Origin of the sequence: Micromonospora sp. M61 (genome assembly GCF_018070245.1) — a bacterium.
GTDB lineage: Bacteria > Actinomycetota > Actinomycetes > Mycobacteriales > Micromonosporaceae > Micromonospora > Micromonospora zamorensis.
This window is the reverse complement of the sequence record NZ_JAGPYA010000058.1, coordinates 11,650-29,575: the sequence shown is the minus strand read 5'-3', so window position 1 is coordinate 29,575 and position 17,926 is coordinate 11,650. Positions and strand designations below refer to the sequence as shown.

The following is a 17,926-nucleotide window of genomic DNA, read 5'->3' as shown; positions in this document are numbered from 1 at the left end:
CCAGGGAAGAAGGAGCTCGTCCATGACCACGCTGTCGATAACCCCGCCGCTGGGCACACCGTCCGACCTGCCGTGCCCGGCGTACCTCGGCGGTCCCCTGCCGGACGGTCCGCTGCCGCCGGTGCCGGACCTGGTGACCGCGGTGGCCGCGCGCACGCCGTCCCGGCCGGCGGTGCGCTGCGGCACCGACGAGATGAGCTACGCCGAACTCGGCGCACGCAGCTCCCGAATCGCCGCCGCGCTCACGAACGCCGGTGTGGGCCGCGGCGACCGGGTGGCGGTCCTCGCCGAAGCCAGCACGGCCACCGTCGCCGCCATCCTCGCCGTGCTGCGCTGCGGCGCGGCGTACGTACCCCTGGACCCCGGCCAGCCCGACCAGCGGTTGACCGAGATCCTCGCCGATGCCCAGGTCAGCGCGGCCCTGGTCAGTGACGGCACCGCGAACCGTCTGGCGGGCACGGGCCTGCCCCTGGTGCCGGTCACGGCAGGCGACACCGCCGCCGGCACCGACGGGGCACCGGTCGACGTCCCCGTGCTGCTCACCGACCCGGCGTACCTCATCTACACCTCCGGCAGCACCGGGGAGCCCAAGGGCGTGGTGGTCGAGCACGGGCAGTTGGCCGCCTCGACCCTGGCCCGGCGCCTGGTCTACCCGGGCGAACCCACGTTCCTGCTGGTGTCCCCGCTCAGCTTCGATTCCTCGGTGGCCGGCCTGTGGGGCACGCTGACCGCAGGCGGCTGCCTGATCGTGGCAACCGGCGCGCAGGTACGCGACCCGGAGCAGTTGGTCAGACTGGTCGACGACCACCGGGCCACCCATCTGCTGTGCATCCCCTCGCTGTACAGCTACCTGCTCGATGCCGCCGCGCGCATGGGCGGGGGCCGCCTGGAGTCACTGCGGACCGCGATCGTGGCCGGTGAGGCCCTGCCGCAGGAGCTGGTGGAGCGGCACTTCGTCGAGACCTCCGGTCGCTGCGAGCTGGTGAACGAGTACGGCCCGACGGAGGCGACCGTGTGGGCGACCTACCAGCGTTTCACCGCACCAGCCCCGGTGACCATCGGCCGCCCCATCCCAGGCGCCCGGGTGTACGTCCTGGACGAGCAGCTGTGCCCGGTCCCCGTCGGCGAGTCGGGCGAGCTGTACGTGGCCGGCGCCGGTGTGGCCCGCGGCTACCACGGGCGGCCCGAGGCCACTGCCCGGGCGTTCCGCGACGATCCGTTCGCGGCCATCCCGGGCGAGCGGATGTACCGCACCGGTGACCTGTGCCGGTGGACCAACGACGGCACCCTGGAGTTCCTCGGTCGCCGGGACCATCAGGTCAAGGTCCGCGGTCATCGGATCGAGCTTTCGGCCGTCGAGGCGCAGCTGTGCGCGCTGCCCGGCGTCCGCGAGGCCGTGGTCGTCCCCGCCGCCGGTGACACCGAGTTGGTCGGCTTCGTCCTATCTCTCGCCGGTGCTGCTCCGGAGTCCCTGCGACGGCAGTTGACCGACCGGGTTCCGGCGGTCATGGTGCCGAGCCGGATCGTGGTCCTGGACCACTTCCCGCGCACGGCCAACGGCAAGACCGATCGGGCCGCACTGCGCGGCCTGGCCGACGCCGGCCCCGCGGCCGTCGAGGCGGCGACGCCGGCCGGACCGGCCCGGCCGCCCACAGCGGACCTGGCCGAGCTGGCCGTGCAGGTCAGTGCGGCGTGGACCGATGTGCTGCAGCGCGACGACGTCCCCGCCGACGTCAACTTCTTCGACCTGGGCGGTCACTCGCTGGCGATGTTCCGGCTACGAGACACGCTGGAGCGGCGCACCGGGTGCCGACTGTCGGTGGTCGCCCTGTTCCAGCACACCACTGTGGCGTCGCAGGTGGCGCTGCTGCGCGACGGCGGCGACGCGGCCGACGCCGACACGGCCACCGGCGAGGCCCGCTCCGCCCGTGCCCAGCGGGCCCGCGCGCTGCGCGCCCGGCGTACCGGCCTGATGCAGGAGGCAGAGTGATGACGATGCGCGAATCCACCACCTGGCTGCGGTGCCCAGCGCCGCTCACCGACCCGGACGTGCGTCTGGTGTGCTTCCCCCACGCGGGCGGCTCCGCCGCCATGTTCCATTCGTGGGGCGGGCGTCTGCCCGGCGTCGAGGTGCACGCTGTCTGCTATCCCGGCCGCGCGCACCGGATCGTCGAACCGCCGCCCACCGACCTTCGCCGGCTCGCCACGCAGATCACCGACGCGCTGGTGCCGTTGGCGGACCGCCCGCTGATCCTGTTCGGTCACAGCATGGGCGCGGCCATCGCCCTGGAGACCGCTGTCGCGCTGCAGGAGCGTGGGATCGAGCCGTTCCACCTGTTCGCGTCGGGATCGCGCAACGCGCCGTACCCAGGGCCGGAGCAGTTGTCGGACCCGGACGACCTGAACGACGCGGCGGTCGTGCAGCGCCTGCTGACGCTCGGCGGCACGGACCCGGAGTTGGCCGCCGACCCCGAGTTCCAGGAGTTGGTCCTGCCGTACGTGCGTGCCGACGGCCGGATGTTCCACGCGTACGAACCGGGCGCGGGGCCGATGCTGCGGTGCCCGGTGACGACGATCGTGGGCGACGCCGACGACGACGCCGACTGCCGCCCGTGGTCGACGCTGACCACCGGGACGGTCCGCGCGTACGGTGTCCGTGGCGACCACTTCTACCTGGTGGCCGAGCCACCGCTGGCGCTGCTGGGCGACTGCCTGCCCGCGCCGGTGAGGAGTGGGCCGTGACGATCACCTCCGCCGCGCTGGGATCTGTGACCACCGGCCTGCCCCGTTCGCCCGCCGACGATGTCGGTCCCGTGGACGGGTCGCCGCGCCGGACCGCGGCGGACGTCCTGGCACTGGTCGAGCGGCACGACCTGGAGATCGTCCGCTTCCTGTGGGTGGACCACAACGGAATCCTCCGGGGCAAGGGCGTGGGCCGGGAGGTGCTCCCCGGCCGGCTACGGTCGGGGGTGCCGCTGTCGGTGGGTCGCCAGGCGGCGAGCCTGCTGGACCAGGCCCAGCCGGTGCCGGGGTTCGCGGTGATGGACGAGGTACGCATCTCCGCCGACCCGGACACCCTGGCGCTGCTGCCGCACGCGCCGGGCTCCGCGGCGATGCTCGGTGACCTGCTCACCAGGGACGGTGCCCCGTGGGGTGCGTGTCCGCGAGCGTTCCTCCGCGACGCCGTGGCCGAGGCCCACCAGGAGGGGTACGCCGTCGTGGCCGCGTTCGAACCGGAGTTCACGCTGCTGCGCGACGGGGTGCCGTTCGACGACGGGCTCACGCTCGACAACGAGGCGTTCGACGTCACCAACGGCTACGTGATCGCGCTGATCCGCGCCCTGCGCTCGGTCGGTGTGGCGGTGGAGCAGTACCACCCGGAGACCTCTCCGGGCCAGCACGAGGTCACGGTCCGGCCCGCCCCGGCACTGCGTGCCGCCGACAACCACGTGTGGCAGCGGATACTCACCCGTGGTCTGGCCCGGCAGCACGGGCTGCGCGCCACGTTCGCCCCGGTGCCGCTTTCGGGGCTGCGCGGCAATGGCAACCACCTGCACGTGTCCCTCTGGCGCGACGACAACGCGTTCGCCGCGCCCGGGGCGGGGCTGTCGGACGTCGCGCACCACTTCATCGCCGGGGTGCTGACGCACCTGCCAGCGCTCACCGCCCTGCTGTGCCCCAGTGTCAACAGTTACGCGCGGCTGGTGCGGGGCAGGTGGGCCGGTGCCTACGGGTGTTACGGCTTCGACAACCGCGAGGCCGCCGTCCGGGTCCCGTCGGTGCTGGGCGGCGACGAGTCCGGCACCACCAACGTCGAGATCAAACCATGCGACGGCACCGCCAACCCGTACCTGGCGCTGGGCGCCGTCATCCATGCCGGGTTGGACGGGGTACGGCGGCGGCTCGATCCAGGCCCGCCACTGACCGTCGACCCGAACACCCTGTCCGACGCGGAACTGCGGCGCCGCGGGGTCACCGTCCTGCCCGCCAGCCTGGCTGAGGCGGTTGCCGCGTTGGAGCGCGACGAGCTGTTGATGTCGGTGCTGGGTTCGCCCCGCCGGGACCTCTACACCGCGATCAAGCGCGCAGACGTCCGCGACCTGGCGGCGATGCCCGAGTCGGAGGTGTACGCCCTGCACAACACCCGGTTCTGACCCGGATACGCAGGGTTGCCGACGCGGCAATGCGTCGGCAACCCGTCGAGGCAACCCCTGTGCCGGCACGCTGTCACGCGGCCCGTCGGCGTGGCTATACTCCTTTTCAACCACATACCGTCGGTGGCAATGCCGAGTCATTACCGGCGGTCATACCTGCGGCGCTTGATGTCGGTTGTCGGAGACCTTGGCCTTGGGGGTTGGAGATGCTGCAGCAGTCCGAGTTCGGGCCCCGGCTTCGCGCACTGCGCGAAAAGCGCGGCCTTTCCCAGGCGGCGCTGGCAAAGGGTGGAATCTCCACCGGCTACCTCTCCCGCCTCGAGTCCGGGGCCCGGCGTCCGACCCCCCGTGTGGTGGCGTACCTCGCACAGCGCCTCGGCGTGCCGGCATCGGTCCTGGAAGACCCGAACGCCGACCCGGTGAACGTCGTGCAAGCTTCCCCGTTCACCCAGATCCTGGCCGCGATGATCTCCGCCAGCGGTGACGACCGCGTCGCCGAACCACTGGCCGAGGCGCTGCGTACCGACGGCCAGCGAGACCCGGCCGAGCGTTGGCAGGCGCTCTGGCTGCTCGCGGAGATCCGCGGTGAGGCCGGCGAGCGCGACGAGCAGCGCCACCTGTTGGAGGAGCTGGTCAAGCTGAGCACGCAACTCGGCGTCGCGCCGCTGCTGGCCCGCGCGCAGACCCAGCTGTCGCGTTGCCTGCGCACCCTCGGCGACACCACCGGCGCCCGGGAGTACGCGCAGCAGGCGCACAGCATCGCCGACGAGCTGTCGCTCACCGACCGCGCGGCGACCCTGCAGGCCCTCGTCTCCGCGCTGGCCGAGGCGGGCCAGCTCGATGAGGCCCGCACCCATGCCGACGAGTTGTGCCACCTCACCAAGCCTGCGGGCGGGACGCTGCACGTCGAGGCGCTCTGGTCGGCCGCGACGGTCCGCACCCGGCAGGGTGACCACGCCGGCGCCATCGCGTATCTGGAGGAGGCGTTGTCCGGCGCGAACAGCCGCAACGACCTGCAGCTGTGGATCCGGCTGCACCTGGCCGCCGCCTCCCTGTATCTGCAGATCACTCCGGCGCAGCCGTCTCAGGCCCGCACCGCACTCGATGCTGTCGGCCCGGTCCTGAACCTGATCGGCACCGAGCGCCAGCACCAGGAGTTGCAGAGCCTCCAGGCTCACCTGGCGTTCGCCGAGGGGCGGCTCGACGACGCGCGCGTGCTGTGCGAGGCGGCCGCCACCCAGCGGTCGCTGCTGTCGTTCCGCGATCGGCTCAAGCTCGCCGCCCTGCACGCGCGTCTGTCCATTCTGGGCGGTGAGGCCGACGGCGGCATACGGGCGCTGCAGGACCTCGCCCGCCAGGCCGACGAGGCCCACAACGTCGAGCTCGCCGCCGAGCTGTGGCGCAACCTCGCGGAGACCCTGGCCAAGCCGTACGGTGACGGCCCTGCCCTCGCCGGCCGAGCCGCCACCGGCTGAACCGGTCCGGTGCCCGTTCGCCCCTCGGCGGCAGGCCATTTCAACATCGGTCAGGCGGCGCAGACACGGCGCAGCGACCGGCCGAACGCCTCGATGTCGGCAAGGCTGTTGTAGTGGTGCACCGACGTGCGCACGAACCGTTCGATCCCGGCCGCGGCCAGGTACAGCGGAGTGTGCGCGCCGACGCCGACCCAGGTGTTGAGCCCGTCGTCGGCGAGGGCGTCACGGATCCGTTCCGGCGCCAGCCGGTCGTGCGTGAAGGACGCGATGCCGCTGTGTCGGCTGCCGGGCATCAATGGCCGGGCACCGGGTGTCTGCCGAATGGTGGCGGTCAGTGCCGAGTACACCTCGGCTGTCGGCGCCGGCGACGCGGCGCGGGCGTACTCGGCGGCGGCGAGCAGGCCAAGTATCGCGGCGTTGCCACGTTCGGCGGTCTCGAACCGGGCCGCCGTGTCCACGTCGCACCGGTGCTCGTGCAGCGAAAGCGCCTGCGCGACGTGCAGGTCGTAGAACACGGGGTCGATCCGGTCCCACAGGTCGGGGCGCAGGTAGGCGAAGCCGGTACCGCGCGGGCCGCGCAGAAACTTGCGGCCCGCCGCAGTGAGCGCGTGGCAGCCGATCGCATCGACGTCGACGCGGATCTGGCCCACCGTCTGGCACGCGTCCACCACGTACACCGCTGCGGAGCCGGCCAACAGCGCGCCGATCTGCTCGACCGGCTGGATCAGCCCGACCGCCGACGGCATGTGGACCACGGACACCAGCGCCACCCGATCGTCGAGGTGGGCGCGCATCCACTCCAGGTCGAGGTCGCCGGCGCCGCCCACCGGGATCACCTCGAGGGAGCACTTGCGGCGGGCGGCGAGCCGCTGCAGGGCGATGAGGTTGCCCGCGTACTCGTACGGGGTCGTCCAGATCCGGCTTCCCTGGGGCAGGGTGAGTTGGCACGCGATCCGGCACCACGCGTCGGTGGCACTGGCGAACAGGGCGATGTGCTCCGCTTGCGCACCGACGAGGTCCGCGAGCACGGCGTACACCCGGTTGGTGAGATCGTCGGCGCGGGCCTGTTCGGCTTCGTACGGCCCGGCCGTGGCCTCCGCCTCGAGGTAGCCGGTCATCGCGGCCGTGACGCCGGGGGCCGGCAGGCCCGCGCCGGCGGTGTTGAGGTGGATCATGCCAGCCGTCATCGTCGGGCCCTGGCCGGTACGGGCGACTCCGCGGGCTCCGGCGGCGCCGCCACTGGCCGTGCTGGAGCGGGCACCGGTGCCGGCTGTGGTTGCGGTGGCGGCGTCCACGAGTGCCTGGCCAGCGCGGCGATCTCGGCGAAACTGCGCTGCCCCGGGTCGCCGGGATCGCCGCCGGTGCGACGCCACTCGCGGTATTTCCCGGCGTAACTGATCAGCGTTTCCTTGTCCCTGCGGCCCGGCGAGCGGGTCATGATGCCGGCCCACATCCCGTCCCACAACGCGTAAGCCGGATCGCCGAGCAGGATCCGGTGGGCCTTCTTCATGTTCCAGAAGGGCACGCCGGTGTTGAGGTGGTGAACCAGGTGGTAGTTGTCGTTGTGGCGCCCCAGCAGGAACCGTTCGATGGCCCAGCCGTGGCGGTTGCGGGTCATCAGGATCTGCCTGTTCTCGCTCTCCGGCAACGGGAAGTGTTCGGCCAGTTCGGACAGCCAGCCGATGGCGACCGCGGTGGTGAACAGCGGCACAATCCAGAACAGGACGAATTCGAGCAGGTAGCCGCCGGACACGATCGGGGTCAGCAGCACCGTCCATACTCCGAGCAGCAGCCAGCGCTCGGCCCGCAGGCTGATCGGCATCGAGACGGCAATCTGGTCCTCGCGGAACAGCAGCCGGTCCTCCACCACGTAGCGGACATACTCGAGGGTTCGCAGACCCAGAGCCGCAAGGAGAATGTTGCGCAGGAAGAAGGCCCGGTTGGAGCCGCCCGGATCGTAGATGCCGCACTCCACGTGGAAGCTGTAGTCGGGGTCCTTGTCCCTGTCACCGAGGTAGCGGTGATGGAGGCCGATGTGTGAGCTGCGGTAGGGGTTGTGCATGTGGAACACCAGGTGCCCGGTGAAGACCGTGCTGAGCACCAGGTTCAAGGTCTGATTGCGTGCCAGCACCTTGTGCGACGCTTCGTGCAGGAGGTTGACCAGGGCACGCTGGGTGGACCCGATGAGCACCAGGGACACCGGGTAGAACCAGTACGACACGCCCACGCTGAGGTACACGGCGAATGCCACGACCGCGTAGTCGAAGAGGACGCCGAGTATTCCGTGGTGGTTGTCCAACCGGCACAGCTTGCGCAGCTCGCGCCGGATCTCGGGAGACAGCTTGCTGAAGTCGAGGTCGGTGGGCGGGCTGAGGGTGTTCACCGAGGCCATTCGAGACTCCTCGCAGAGGGCACGCGCCGGAATGTGCACGTGGCAAAAGGCCGCCAGCAGTGGCGAACCCAGCGCCCGCTGGCGACCGGCCGCGGGACCAGCCGGCGGCTGGCGGAATGGATGGCGAGCTGGGACAGGGTGGCGCTCAGCGACGACGGTAGAGGACGGCAACGTCTTTGACAATGCTGTTGCCTGACGTTGACAAGGCCGCTATTCCACGACTACGGTCAAGCCACCAAGAGGCGCTGGGGGGATCACATTCGTGATGCCGCAACCCGTCTGCATTCTGCCGTGATTGCGTGTCTCGGCAGATGTGAGTCGATGCCGAGTGGCACCGCCTCCCACACCTCAGGGATGAGACATTGGATCAGCCGCAGTTCGGTCGACGCTTGAGGGCCCTCCGATTGGGACGCGGACTGTCGCAGGCTGCACTCGCAGGGGATTACATCTCCACCGGCTATTTGTCGCGGCTGGAGTCGGGCGCCCGGCAACCCACGCCACGTGTGGTGGCGTACCTGGCAGAGCGGCTCGGGGTCGAGGAGGCCGCGTTCCTCTCCCAGCCGATGTCGGCAACACTGGCAATCGTGCTCGCCTCGGTCACGTCGGGTGTGCAGACCGACAGCGCCGAACGCGTGGCCGAGGCGCTCCGCCTCGACGACGGACGCGCGCCGGAGCTGCGCTGGCAGGCCCTGTGGCTGCTGGCCGGGCTGCGCAGTGACGAGGGCGCGCACGAGGCGGCGTACGCGTTGCTGACCGAGCTGCTCGCGCTGGCCGAGGAACTTGACGTGCCCGAACTGCTGGTGCGCACGTGCACCCGGATGTCGCGATGCCTGCGAGTCCTCGGCGACATCGTGAAGGCCCGCGAGTACGCCGAGCGGGCCGTCAAACTGTCCACCGCGCTCGCTCTGCCGGACCGGACGGCCGCCCTGCACGTGCTGATCCCCACCGAGGCCGAGGCGGGCCGGCTGAGCGAGGCACGCCGGCACGCCGACCTGCTGTGCGCCCTCACCGAAGGCACTCCGGGCACCCCGTACGTGGAGGCGCTGTGGGCATCGGCGACGGTCAGCATGCGCCAGGGTGACTACCGTGCCTCGCAGGAGATGCTGGAACAGGCGCTGCGACTGCTGGACAGCCACGAAGATCTCAAGCTGTGGGTGCGACTGAGGCTCGCCGCTGCTTCGCTGTACCTGCAGAGCACCCCGGCGCAGGTTGCGGAGGCACGTGCCCGCCTGGAGGAGGTCGCCCCCGTGCTGCGGATGATCGGGTCCGAGCTGCACCAGCAGGAGATGCTCTCCCTGCAGGCACACCTGGCGTTCGAGGAGGGGCGGTTCGCCGAGGCCCAGGATCTGGCCGGCAGGATCGACGACTCGGACGGGCGCCTGTCGTTCCGGGATCGGCTGCGGATCGAGGTGCTACGCGGCCGACTCTCCATCGTCGGAGGCGACACCGAGGCCGGCATCGCGCACCTGCAGCGGCTGGCGCACAACGCCACTGCGGCGCACAACCTGGAGTTGGCGGCGGAGGCCTGGCGCAGTCTGGCCGAGACGCTGTCGGCGTCGGCCAGGCTACGGGGAATGAGCGCACGACCACCGGCGAGCAGCGGAAAGGACGGTTGAGATCGTGGGAGAGACGCAGATCAGGCCGATGCGGGTCGAGGACGTGCCAGCCGCCGAGCGAGCCTCGGCGGCGACCTTCTTCGAAGGCGACCGGCTCAGCCGCCGGGTGAGCGAGCCGGAGGTTCAGCCCCGGTCCGCCGCGGTGGGCAAGCAGTGGATCGACCGGATGTCGTACCTCGTGGAGACCGATCCGGGCGGCTGTTGGGCGGCCATGGACGGTGACGACATGGTCGGCTTCGCCATCTCGCAGAATCGGGAACAGGTCTGGTATCTGGCCACGTATGGCGTGCTGCCCCAGCACCAGGGGCGCGGGCTGGGCCGACAGCTGATGGACGCCGTCCTGGCCCATGCCGATGGGCGTCCGGGGCTGTTCTCGTCGACAGTGCACCCCGGGGCCACCCGCCGCTACCGGTTGGCGGGTTTCCTGCTCTATCCGCAGATGCGCATGGTGGGCACCGTGGACCGGTCCACGCTGCCGACGGTCTCCGGCCTGAGCGAGGGCGACGAGAACGACATCGAGTGGATGGATCGGCTGGACGTGAGCCGGCGCGGCGCCGGGCACGGCCCTGACCACGAATACATGATTCGCCGGATGCGTCTGGTGGTGTCCCGGCAGTCGGGTCGGCAGGGGTACGTGTTCATCGACGAGGATCTCGGGCAGGCGAAGCTGCTGGCGGCCGAGGACCCGCAGACGGCGTCCTCGCTGCTGTGGGAGGCGCTGGCCTCGTCGCACGGGCCGACGCTGATCAACTGCATCACCACCGCCAACCACTGGGCGATCGACGTGGGGCTCGCCGCCCGGCTGGACATCGGCCAGGAGGGCTATCTTGCGCTACGGGGCATGACGGAACCCACGCCGTACCTTGCCAGCGGCCACTTTCTCTAGTCAGCGGGGCCCGAGCCGTCCGGTGTGGGCGGCGTCGCCACGGCGGCGCCGCCCACACCGGGCAGCCTCGTCAGAAGTAGGTCCGGACGAAGTCGACAACGGTTTCGCCCCGCACGACCGGGATCAGCTGCCACTTGTCGAAGGCCGTGCACGGGTAGGACAGTCCGAGCATGACCCAGTCCCCCACCGCGAGCCCGTGCCCGGCGGGCAGCGTGAGGAAGGCGTGCTGGTCGTTGACCGCACGGATGGCGCAGTCGGCCAGCTCACGGATCTCGCCGCCGACGCCGCGGACCAGCTGCGGTTCCGGCGGCCAGGCATCGAACGACAGGTCCCGTTTGCCGGCAGTCAGCAGGGCCAACCCTGGCTCCGGCATCGAGGTGACCCGCGCCCACAGCTTCAGGGCCGGCCGTAGCGAGCCGTTGGCGGCCTCGCCCCGCGAGAACGGCGACATCCACCGATAGAAGCCGTCGTCGTGGGTGACGTAGCACCCGCTGCGCAGCACGGTGGTCACCGACATGCCCGGCCACGGCCCGCCGAACACCTCGGCGACCTGGTCGAAGAAGCAGCTGCCCCCTGCGGTGAGCAGGATCTCGTCGGTCTCGAACAGTCCCTCGCGATGCAGGGCGATGGTCAGGTCGCGCATTCGGTGCAGGAATTCGTTGACCACCGAGATGCTGTGCGGCGACGGGTCGTTGACCAGCACACCCTCGTAGCCCCCCACCCCGACGAGACGCAGGAGTGGGCTGGCCGCGGCCGCGCGGGCCACCGCCGTCGCTTCGGCCACCGACCGCGCCCCGGCCCGTCCGGCAGTCCGGCCGACCTCGACCAGGACATCCACCGGCGCGGCGCCCACCTGACGCAGCGAGGCCTCCATCTGGGTCACCACCTCGACCGAGTCGACGAAGCAGACGAACTCGAACCCGGGGTCCGCGGACCGTTCCTCGTCGACCCAGCGCAGCCCGGCACTGTCGACCAGTTCGTTGGCGAAGATGACCCGGGACACCCCGAAGGCGCGGTACACCCGCAGCTGGGCGGTGTTGGCCGCAGTCAGCCCGTACGCCCCCGCCTCGATCTGGCGAGCCCAGAGCTGCGGCGCCATCGTCGTTTTCGCGTGCGGGGCGAGCTGCATTCCCCGGTCGGCGCACCACTTCGCCATCGTGGTGAGGTTGTGGGTCAGGGCGTCGTCGTCGAGCACGAGCATCGGCCCGAGGAATCCGTCCTCGAACAGGTTGAGCCCGCGTTCCGCGGCGTTGGCGATGGTGCAGCCGTCCAGCGCCACCGGCAGCCCCTTGTACCTCCAGGTGATCAGCTCCTGGCGGATCGCCTCCACGGCCTCGGTATCGATCATGTTTAGCCCTCCCACGAGACGATGCGCTTTGCCAAAGCTTGCCAGACTTGGCAACGGCCAGCAATCGGCGAACGCCGAGCCGAGGTTGCTGCTGACTGAAAAGTAGTTCTCATACTGCGGATTCAGGCGTTGCCAGGGCTGGCAAGACTTGGCAATATGGCTCTCAAGACCGGCGGCGTTGGCCAGGCGCCCAGACGTGGAGCGTGTGCACCTCCCAGGCTCCACGCGGGCAGAGCCGTCGACTCCGACAAGGAAGGGCAGGACCAGGTGACTCACACCATCGAGAACCCCGTCAACACCCGGGTCCGGATCCGGCAGGTGGCGGGCAACATCGGCGCTGAGATCCTCGGCGTGGACGCCTCCGAGGACCTCAGCGACGATGTGATCCGCGAACTGAGGCAGGCGCTACTGACGCACAAGGTGATCTTCATCCGGCGTCAGGATCTGGACTACGACCGTCTGGTGGCGTTCGGCAAGCGGTTCGGCACCCTGACCCTGGGGCACCCGATCTACGGCGGCCCCGAGGGCAAGCCGCTGCTGCGGGAGATGGACTCCCGCGGCGAGGGCACCCGCGCGAACTACTGGCACGCGGACTTCACCTACATGGACAACCCGCCGGCCTTCGCCTTCCTGCACAACGTGGTCTGCCCCGAGGTCGGCGGCGACACGATCTGGGCCAACACCGGTGCGGCATACCGGGACCTGCCGGAGGGACTGCGCACGCTGGCCGACGGATTGCGCGTCGTCCACTCCAACGATTCGGACTTCACCGACGCCACCTACGACGGCGACGTGCGGACCAAGTACCTCAAGAACCGCTTCGCGGCCGAACACCCGGCCGTCCGGGTGCACCCGGAAACCGGCGAACGCTGCCTGCTGCTGGGCGGGTTCGCGCGGGCTGTCACCGGCTACACCCCGCAGGCCGGCCGCGACCTGCTCCGGATCCTGACGGAGTACGCCACCAAGCCCGAGTACACGGTGCGCTGGAAGTGGCAGAAGGGCGACCTGGTGATCTGGGACAACCAGGCGACCCTGCACTACGCGATCAAGGACTACACCGAGCACCGCCGCGGTGAGCGGGTCACCGTCGCCGGCACCACCACTGTCGGTGTCGACGGCGCTCCCGCTGTCACATTGCAGGGCAACACCTCCGACTTCGTGGCGGGCGCGGGCATGTAGCCCACCGCCAACGTGAGCGGGGCCAGTTCCCCGGGTGTGCGCCGGTCCGCCGGCGTACACCCGGGGTTCGCCGTGTCACCGGCCATCGGCGAGCCGCTACGGGATTCATCAGGCGGCGGGCGTGGTGGAACACGACGACGGCTCCCGGCGGGACCGGGAGCCGTCGCGTCAGTCAGTCCAGGAGTGTCGGCAGCGGGGACAAGCAGCGCCGCTCAGGGCAGCGGGACCGCCGCCGAGGCGGCGCGCTCACCAGGCGGCACCTGGACCACCGCGTCCAGGAACGGGGCGGCGATCCGCTTCAGGTCCACCGGCTCGTCGCTGATGACGTACCCGGTCAACTGCCGCTCGTGGCGACGGCCGGGCACATACCCGAGCATCAGCCCGGGCCCGCTCAGGTGCGTGCCGGTCAGGACCAGGTCAGCGAGGTCGCGGCCCTCGGGGTCGTGATTGTCCTGCGACGGCACCGGGTGGAAGCCCATGGCGACCTTGAATGGGAACAGGCCCATCTTGGTCAGGTGGCCGTACAGGTTGGGTTCATCGCCCAGCGTCACCCACTTGAAGCCCTTGTCGCGGGCCACTCGCATCGCCCCGAAGTAGAGGGTGCGAGCCAGGCTGGCCCGGCGCCACTCCTCGGTCACGGCGGAGAAGCGGATGCGCACCGTCTCCTCGTCCGGGCATTCACGGACCAGGCACCCGCCGGCGATCTCCGCGCCGTCCATCGCGAAGACGCCGTAGTACTTGTCCGGACCGTCGAGCATCGCGTCCCGGTACCGGCACGCGATAGTGATTCCGTAGGTCATCTCCGCCACACGCGAGCGGTACAGGTCCAGAAACCGGTCGAGCAACGGCGCCGGCAGGGTGTCGTGGACAGTCAGGGTGAGCGCGGCTTCGGCCCGCTGGATGGAGCGCCTGATGTCCTGGCGTGGCTTCGTGGCCAGCCGGGCCAGGAACTCCTCCTCGTCCGGGCCGAGTTCGGCGCGCCACGACAGCAGTTCCGGCTTGTGGACGAAGCCGAGTCCGGCGAGTTCGGGCAGGAAATCGTCCGGGGGGTTTGGCAGGCGTACCACGTCGATGTGCTTGTCGCTGCCGCGCCACGGCCGCTGCGCCACCTCCTCCGGGACGATGTCAGCGAGAGCCAGGCCATGGTGGTCGGTGATCCGCACAGCGTCACCCCCTCGTCTCGGCCAGGACAGCCGTCGCAGAGTCGCCGACCGGCTCCGCTGCCACGTCGATGCGGTACCGGCGCGCGATCTCCGCGCATCGCTCGGCCACCTGCGCCTCGGTCGCGGCCCGGATCAGCACGATGCCGGCGTAGACCGAGGAGTCCACCGGACCGGCGAGGTGGTCGCCGACCTTCGTGCTGATCTCGACGTACTCCACGCCAGGCGCGGAGCGCAGGTCGGCGGCGGCACTGATCGCGGTGACGGTGCCCACCGGCCGGGGCAGCATGTACTGGATCATGTAGTCGGATCGGGACGGGACGTCCAACTCGACCGGGTCGCCGATGGACGTGGCGATGAGGGCGTCGGTGGTGTCCACTCCGTACTGGTGTTCAAGCTGGAGAGGGATGCCGCCGCCAGCGGTCCGGCAGGCGATCTCACCGACCAGGTAGCCGCGCGAGGACTTGAGAACCTCCAGGTGGGTGACGCCGTCGGGGAGCCCCAGTGCGGTGATCACCCGATCGTGCAGGTCGCAGATCAGGCGGGCGTCGGCGTGGTCGTCCGGGAGCGTGTACGAGCCGATCACGCCGCCGAGGCTGTCGAGGACCGGGGCGAGGTAACGGGAGGCGGCGGCGAACACCGCCTTGCCGTCGACGACGACCCCGTCGCAGTGGAACTCGGTGTCGATGTCGACGAACTCCTCGGCCAGCATCGGGCTGTCCAGGTCGCTCAGACGGGCCAGGGTCTCCCCGGCCATGATCGACTTGGCGTGCTCGGTGTCGCGGACGACGAACACGTTCTCCGAGCCGCCGCCGAAGGCGGATTTGAGCACGTACGGCCAGCCCAGCTCGTCACCGACGGCGACGAGCTGACCGAGCGTGTTCACCCGACGGAACCTCGCCACCGGCAGCCCGGCCGCGGCGACCTTCTGCTTCATCACGAACTTGTTGGAGAACGCGTTCGCCACGTCGAAGCTCGGCCCGGGGATGCCGAAGTAGGAACGGATGAAGCCTCCGGCAGGGACGCTCCACTCCGACGGGGCGACCACGTAGTCGAAGGGATTACGCTCCCGGATCCGCAGGGCGGCCGCGCGTACCAGATCCAGGTTCTCGATGGTGTCGACAACCTCCAGGTCGGTGCCCGCGTCGTACCAGTCGAGGTAGCCGGGCATGGAGATGACCGACAGCAGGATGTCGTCCCGTTCCTGGAGTGCGCAGCCGACGGCCTTGCGACCCGAGTTGATCAGCAGCACGTTCTTCATGTCACAGCCTCTTCCTCACGGTCCGACAAGGGCCGTGGCGTCAGCGCAGGCCGGCGCTGTATGCGGAGGTGTCACCGGCGATGGTGACGCTGGCCTGGCCGTCGATGCCGACCGGGGTCTGGCCGATGGTCGTCAGTCGCTCGCCACGACGGCGCTCCCGGCCGTAGTCGTAGATCGCGTAGTGCATCGTCGCCTGGTTGTCCCAGATGACGAGGTCGCCGACGCGCCACTGCCAGCGGACGGTCTGCTCGGGCTGGGTCACGTACTCCTGCAGCAGCCGGATGAGGTCGCGGCCGGCGGCCGGGGTCATCCCCACGACGCTGCGGGCGAAGCCACCGAGCAGCAGCGCACGCTCGCCGGTCTCCGGGTGCACCCGCACAGCCGGGTGCTCAGCGACGTAGGCGGTGGACACGTAGTCGTCGCGGTGGTCCACGGTGTCGTCGGTGAAGTCGGAGTCGTTGCTGTGCAGGATGCGCAGCTCGTCGGCGAGTGCGCGCAGCGGAGCGGGCAGCGACTGGTACGCGGTGACGCAGTTCGCCCACATCGTGTCCCCGCCCACCGGCGGAATGATCTTGGCATGAAGGAGGCAGAACGCGGGTGGGCGCTCGATGAAGGTCAGGTCGGTGTGCCAGTGGTTTGCCTTCGTGCCATGGGCGGAGTCCATCTCGCGCAACGCGGGACGGCGCTCCGGTGCGGCGTAGATGGGGTGGCTGAGCGTGAGCTCGCCCAGCCGCTCGGCAAACGCCTGCTGGCTGTCGTAGTCGAGGTTCTGGTCGCGGAGGAACACCACCTTGTGCGCCAGCAGGGCGGCACGGACGGCGGCGACGGCGGCGTCGCTGAGCGGTCCGCTGGTGTCGACACCACCGATCTCGGCGCCGATGTTGCCCGCGAGCCGGGTCACGGTGACGGACGATGGGGCCACGAGGGTCTGCGCCACGGTACTGCCTCTCTCTCGGATGAGTGTGGGCGTGGATTGCGCCTGGCTCGCCTGGCACGCACAAGGCCTGGCCATTGTTGCCAATCCTGCGAAGCGGGAGCACCCCTCATCGCGCCATCATCGTGACCGCATTGCCAAGATTTGGCAAGACGTGGCAACATGACTGTCGACGGATAGCCGCGCCGGACGATTTCCCCAACGGAGTCCGCCGCACCGCCAAGGCCCTGCCCCACACAGCGAGAGCCGCACCCGGCCGCGACGGCGATGGGAAGATCATGAGAAAGTTCTGGTTGTACACCGGAGCGACGGCCATCTCCATGGCCGGAAACACGTTCCTGTACCTGGCCGTGCCCTGGGCGCTGCTCGAATCCACCGGCTCCAGCCTGCTCGCCGTCACGAGCATGGCCGCCCAGACCGCGCCCTTCCTGCTTGCCCCGCTCCTCGGCGCGTTCATCGACCGGCACGACCGGCGCACCCTGTTCATCGCCGGCGAGATCGTCCAATGTGCCGCCGTGGCCATGATCCCCTTGCTGCTCCTGTTCGAACAGGTCGCCCTGGTCTTCGTCATGCTCGCCGTCATGGGCCTGGCCAAGGTGGTCTCCGACGTGGCAGGCGACTACGGCCTGATCCCCGCCCTCGTCCCCCGCGAACGGCTCGACCAGGCAGCCAGTTGGTTCAACTCCGCGCAGCTCGTCGCCCGGTTCGCCGGCCCTGCCCTGGCCGGTCTGACCATCGCCGCCGCCGGCGTCACGTGGGCCCTCATCATCGACGCCGGCAGCTTCCTCGTCACCGCCGTCGCCGCCCTGTTCCTACCCAAGGTGCGCACCGTCATCGAACGCCACGGCCCCACCATGCGAGAGCAGATCCGCGAAGGGATCGCCTACTTCCGGGCCCGACCAGACCTGCGCCGGCTCACCGCAGCCGTAGCCCTCTACAACCTCGGCGCCGGCGCCGTCGAACCCACCATCCTCACGATCGGCACCAACCAGTGGAACTGGTCCCCTGGTGCGCTCGGTATCGCCGTCTCCTTCGGTGCCGTCGCCGCTGCCATCGGCTCCTGGGTCAGCCCTCTGGCACCGAACGGGCCGCACCGACGCCACCTGCGCATCGGCGTGTGGCTCGGCGTCGCAGCCCTCGGCTCCGTCGGCCTGCTGCTCGTCGCGCCCATCCTCGTCGTCATCGCGTTCTGCCTGCTCTGCTTCGGCGAAGGCGGTGTCAACGCCACGACCATGGCCTACCGCCAAGCCGAGATTCCCGCCGAATTGTCCGGCCGGGTCAACGCCGTCATCCGTACCTTCATCACCGGCACCGTGCCGCTGTCGTCACTGCTGCTCGGCCTCACCGTCGGCCTCACCGGCTCCGTGTTCGTCTTTCTGCCCGCCGCCGTCACCGCCGTACTGGCCGTCGTCATCTGGACCAGATCGCCCACCCGCACCAGCCGGTCCACCGACGCCAGACCCGTCCGGACGGAAACCCCCGCCATGGCCCACGCCGTGCCTCAGGAAACGGTGGGGTGAC

At 70.2% G+C, this 17,926-nt stretch carries 14 protein-coding genes; 8 read left to right on the top strand and 6 right to left on the bottom strand.

The window, feature by feature from the left end; translation table 11 throughout:
• The first annotated feature begins 22 nt into the window (after window positions 1-22).
• The 4 genes from KBX34_RS26505 (at window position 23) to KBX34_RS26490 (ending at window position 5,629) form a co-directional block, all read left to right on the top strand.
• Window positions 23-1,990: a non-ribosomal peptide synthetase gene (locus KBX34_RS26505; protein WP_210927615.1), complete on the top strand. Its 1,968-nt coding sequence runs from the start codon at window positions 23-25 to the stop codon at window positions 1,988-1,990.
• A 5-nt stretch (window positions 1,991-1,995) separates the two neighbouring features.
• A complete protein-coding gene (locus KBX34_RS26500; protein ID WP_210927608.1) occupies window positions 1,996-2,742 on the top strand; it encodes a thioesterase II family protein in 747 nt (248 codons plus the stop codon).
• Window positions 2,739-4,154, top strand: coding sequence for a glutamine synthetase family protein (locus KBX34_RS26495; protein WP_210927606.1), 1,416 nt, complete (start codon window positions 2,739-2,741; stop codon window positions 4,152-4,154). The genes KBX34_RS26500 and KBX34_RS26495 overlap by 4 nt, the downstream gene beginning before the upstream one ends.
• A 206-nt stretch (window positions 4,155-4,360) precedes the next feature.
• Entirely contained in the window at window positions 4,361-5,629 is a 1,269-nt protein-coding gene (locus KBX34_RS26490) for a helix-turn-helix domain-containing protein (protein ID WP_210927604.1), read from the top strand.
• A 50-nt stretch (window positions 5,630-5,679) separates the two neighbouring features.
• Here the strand turns inward: KBX34_RS26490 and KBX34_RS26485 are convergent, their stop codons facing one another.
• Together KBX34_RS26485 and KBX34_RS26480 are read right to left on the bottom strand one after the other, a co-directional pair.
• Window positions 5,680-6,816, bottom strand: a complete 1,137-nt coding sequence (locus KBX34_RS26485; RefSeq protein WP_210927603.1) for an aminotransferase class V-fold PLP-dependent enzyme — start codon at window positions 6,814-6,816, stop codon at window positions 5,680-5,682.
• Window positions 6,813-8,021, bottom strand: a complete 1,209-nt coding sequence (locus KBX34_RS26480) for a fatty acid desaturase family protein (protein WP_210792653.1) — start codon at window positions 8,019-8,021, stop codon at window positions 6,813-6,815. The genes KBX34_RS26485 and KBX34_RS26480 overlap by 4 nt, the downstream gene beginning before the upstream one ends.
• 362 nt (window positions 8,022-8,383) lie before the next feature.
• On the opposite strand from KBX34_RS26480, the gene KBX34_RS26475 reads away from it, so the two are divergent.
• The gene (locus KBX34_RS26475; RefSeq protein ID WP_282102682.1) at window positions 8,384-9,637 is read left to right on the top strand and encodes a helix-turn-helix domain-containing protein; all 1,254 of its coding nucleotides are present in this window, start codon (window positions 8,384-8,386) and stop codon (window positions 9,635-9,637) included.
• A 4-nt stretch (window positions 9,638-9,641) separates the two neighbouring features.
• Window positions 9,642-10,523, top strand: coding sequence for a GNAT family N-acetyltransferase (locus KBX34_RS26470; protein ID WP_210792652.1), 882 nt, complete (start codon window positions 9,642-9,644; stop codon window positions 10,521-10,523).
• A 70-nt stretch (window positions 10,524-10,593) separates the two neighbouring features.
• Here KBX34_RS26470 and KBX34_RS26465 read toward each other — a convergent pair whose 3' ends face one another.
• A complete protein-coding gene (locus tag KBX34_RS26465; protein WP_210927599.1) occupies window positions 10,594-11,871 on the bottom strand; it encodes an amino acid deaminase in 1,278 nt (425 codons plus the stop codon).
• Between the two features lie 267 nt (window positions 11,872-12,138).
• Here KBX34_RS26465 and KBX34_RS26460 point away from each other — a divergent pair, with 267 nt between their 5' ends.
• Window positions 12,139-13,050: a TauD/TfdA family dioxygenase gene (locus tag KBX34_RS26460; RefSeq protein WP_210792650.1), complete on the top strand. Its 912-nt coding sequence runs from the start codon at window positions 12,139-12,141 to the stop codon at window positions 13,048-13,050.
• Window positions 13,051-13,262: 212 nt separating this feature from the next.
• Here the strand turns inward: KBX34_RS26460 and KBX34_RS26455 are convergent, their stop codons facing one another.
• Genes KBX34_RS26455 through KBX34_RS26445 form a run of 3 tightly spaced genes read right to left on the bottom strand, consistent with a single transcriptional unit; the run spans window position 13,263 to window position 16,372 of the window.
• Window positions 13,263-14,213 carry a GNAT family N-acetyltransferase gene (locus KBX34_RS26455; RefSeq protein WP_210927597.1) on the bottom strand — a complete coding sequence of 317 codons (951 nt, stop codon included), beginning with the start codon at window positions 14,211-14,213 and terminating at the stop codon, window positions 13,263-13,265.
• A 4-nt stretch (window positions 14,214-14,217) separates the two neighbouring features.
• Window positions 14,218-15,471: an ATP-grasp domain-containing protein gene (locus tag KBX34_RS26450; protein ID WP_210792648.1), complete on the bottom strand. Its 1,254-nt coding sequence runs from the start codon at window positions 15,469-15,471 to the stop codon at window positions 14,218-14,220.
• Window positions 15,472-15,511: 40 nt separating this feature from the next.
• Window positions 15,512-16,372 carry a TauD/TfdA family dioxygenase gene (locus KBX34_RS26445; protein WP_197699617.1) on the bottom strand — a complete coding sequence of 287 codons (861 nt, stop codon included), beginning with the start codon at window positions 16,370-16,372 and terminating at the stop codon, window positions 15,512-15,514.
• Window positions 16,373-16,530: 158 nt separating this feature from the next.
• On the opposite strand from KBX34_RS26445, the gene KBX34_RS26440 reads away from it, so the two are divergent.
• Window positions 16,531-17,925, top strand: coding sequence for an MFS transporter (locus KBX34_RS26440; RefSeq protein ID WP_210927595.1), 1,395 nt, complete (start codon window positions 16,531-16,533; stop codon window positions 17,923-17,925).
• Window position 17,926: the final 1 nt, after the last annotated feature.

Coding starts and splice junctions, on each gene's coding strand:
- KBX34_RS26505 (WP_210927615.1), top strand. CDS start 23: ATGACCACGCTGTCGATAACCCCGCCGCTGGGCACACCGTCCGACCTG.
- KBX34_RS26500 (WP_210927608.1), top strand. CDS start 1,996: ATGCGCGAATCCACCACCTGGCTGCGGTGCCCAGCGCCGCTCACCGAC.
- KBX34_RS26490 (WP_210927604.1), top strand. CDS start 4,361: ATGCTGCAGCAGTCCGAGTTCGGGCCCCGGCTTCGCGCACTGCGCGAA.
- KBX34_RS26485 (WP_210927603.1), bottom strand. CDS start 6,816: ATGACGGCTGGCATGATCCACCTCAACACCGCCGGCGCGGGCCTGCCG.
- KBX34_RS26480 (WP_210792653.1), bottom strand. CDS start 8,021: ATGGCCTCGGTGAACACCCTCAGCCCGCCCACCGACCTCGACTTCAGC.
- KBX34_RS26465 (WP_210927599.1), bottom strand. CDS start 11,871: ATGATCGATACCGAGGCCGTGGAGGCGATCCGCCAGGAGCTGATCACC.
- KBX34_RS26450 (WP_210792648.1), bottom strand. CDS start 15,471: ATGAAGAACGTGCTGCTGATCAACTCGGGTCGCAAGGCCGTCGGCTGC.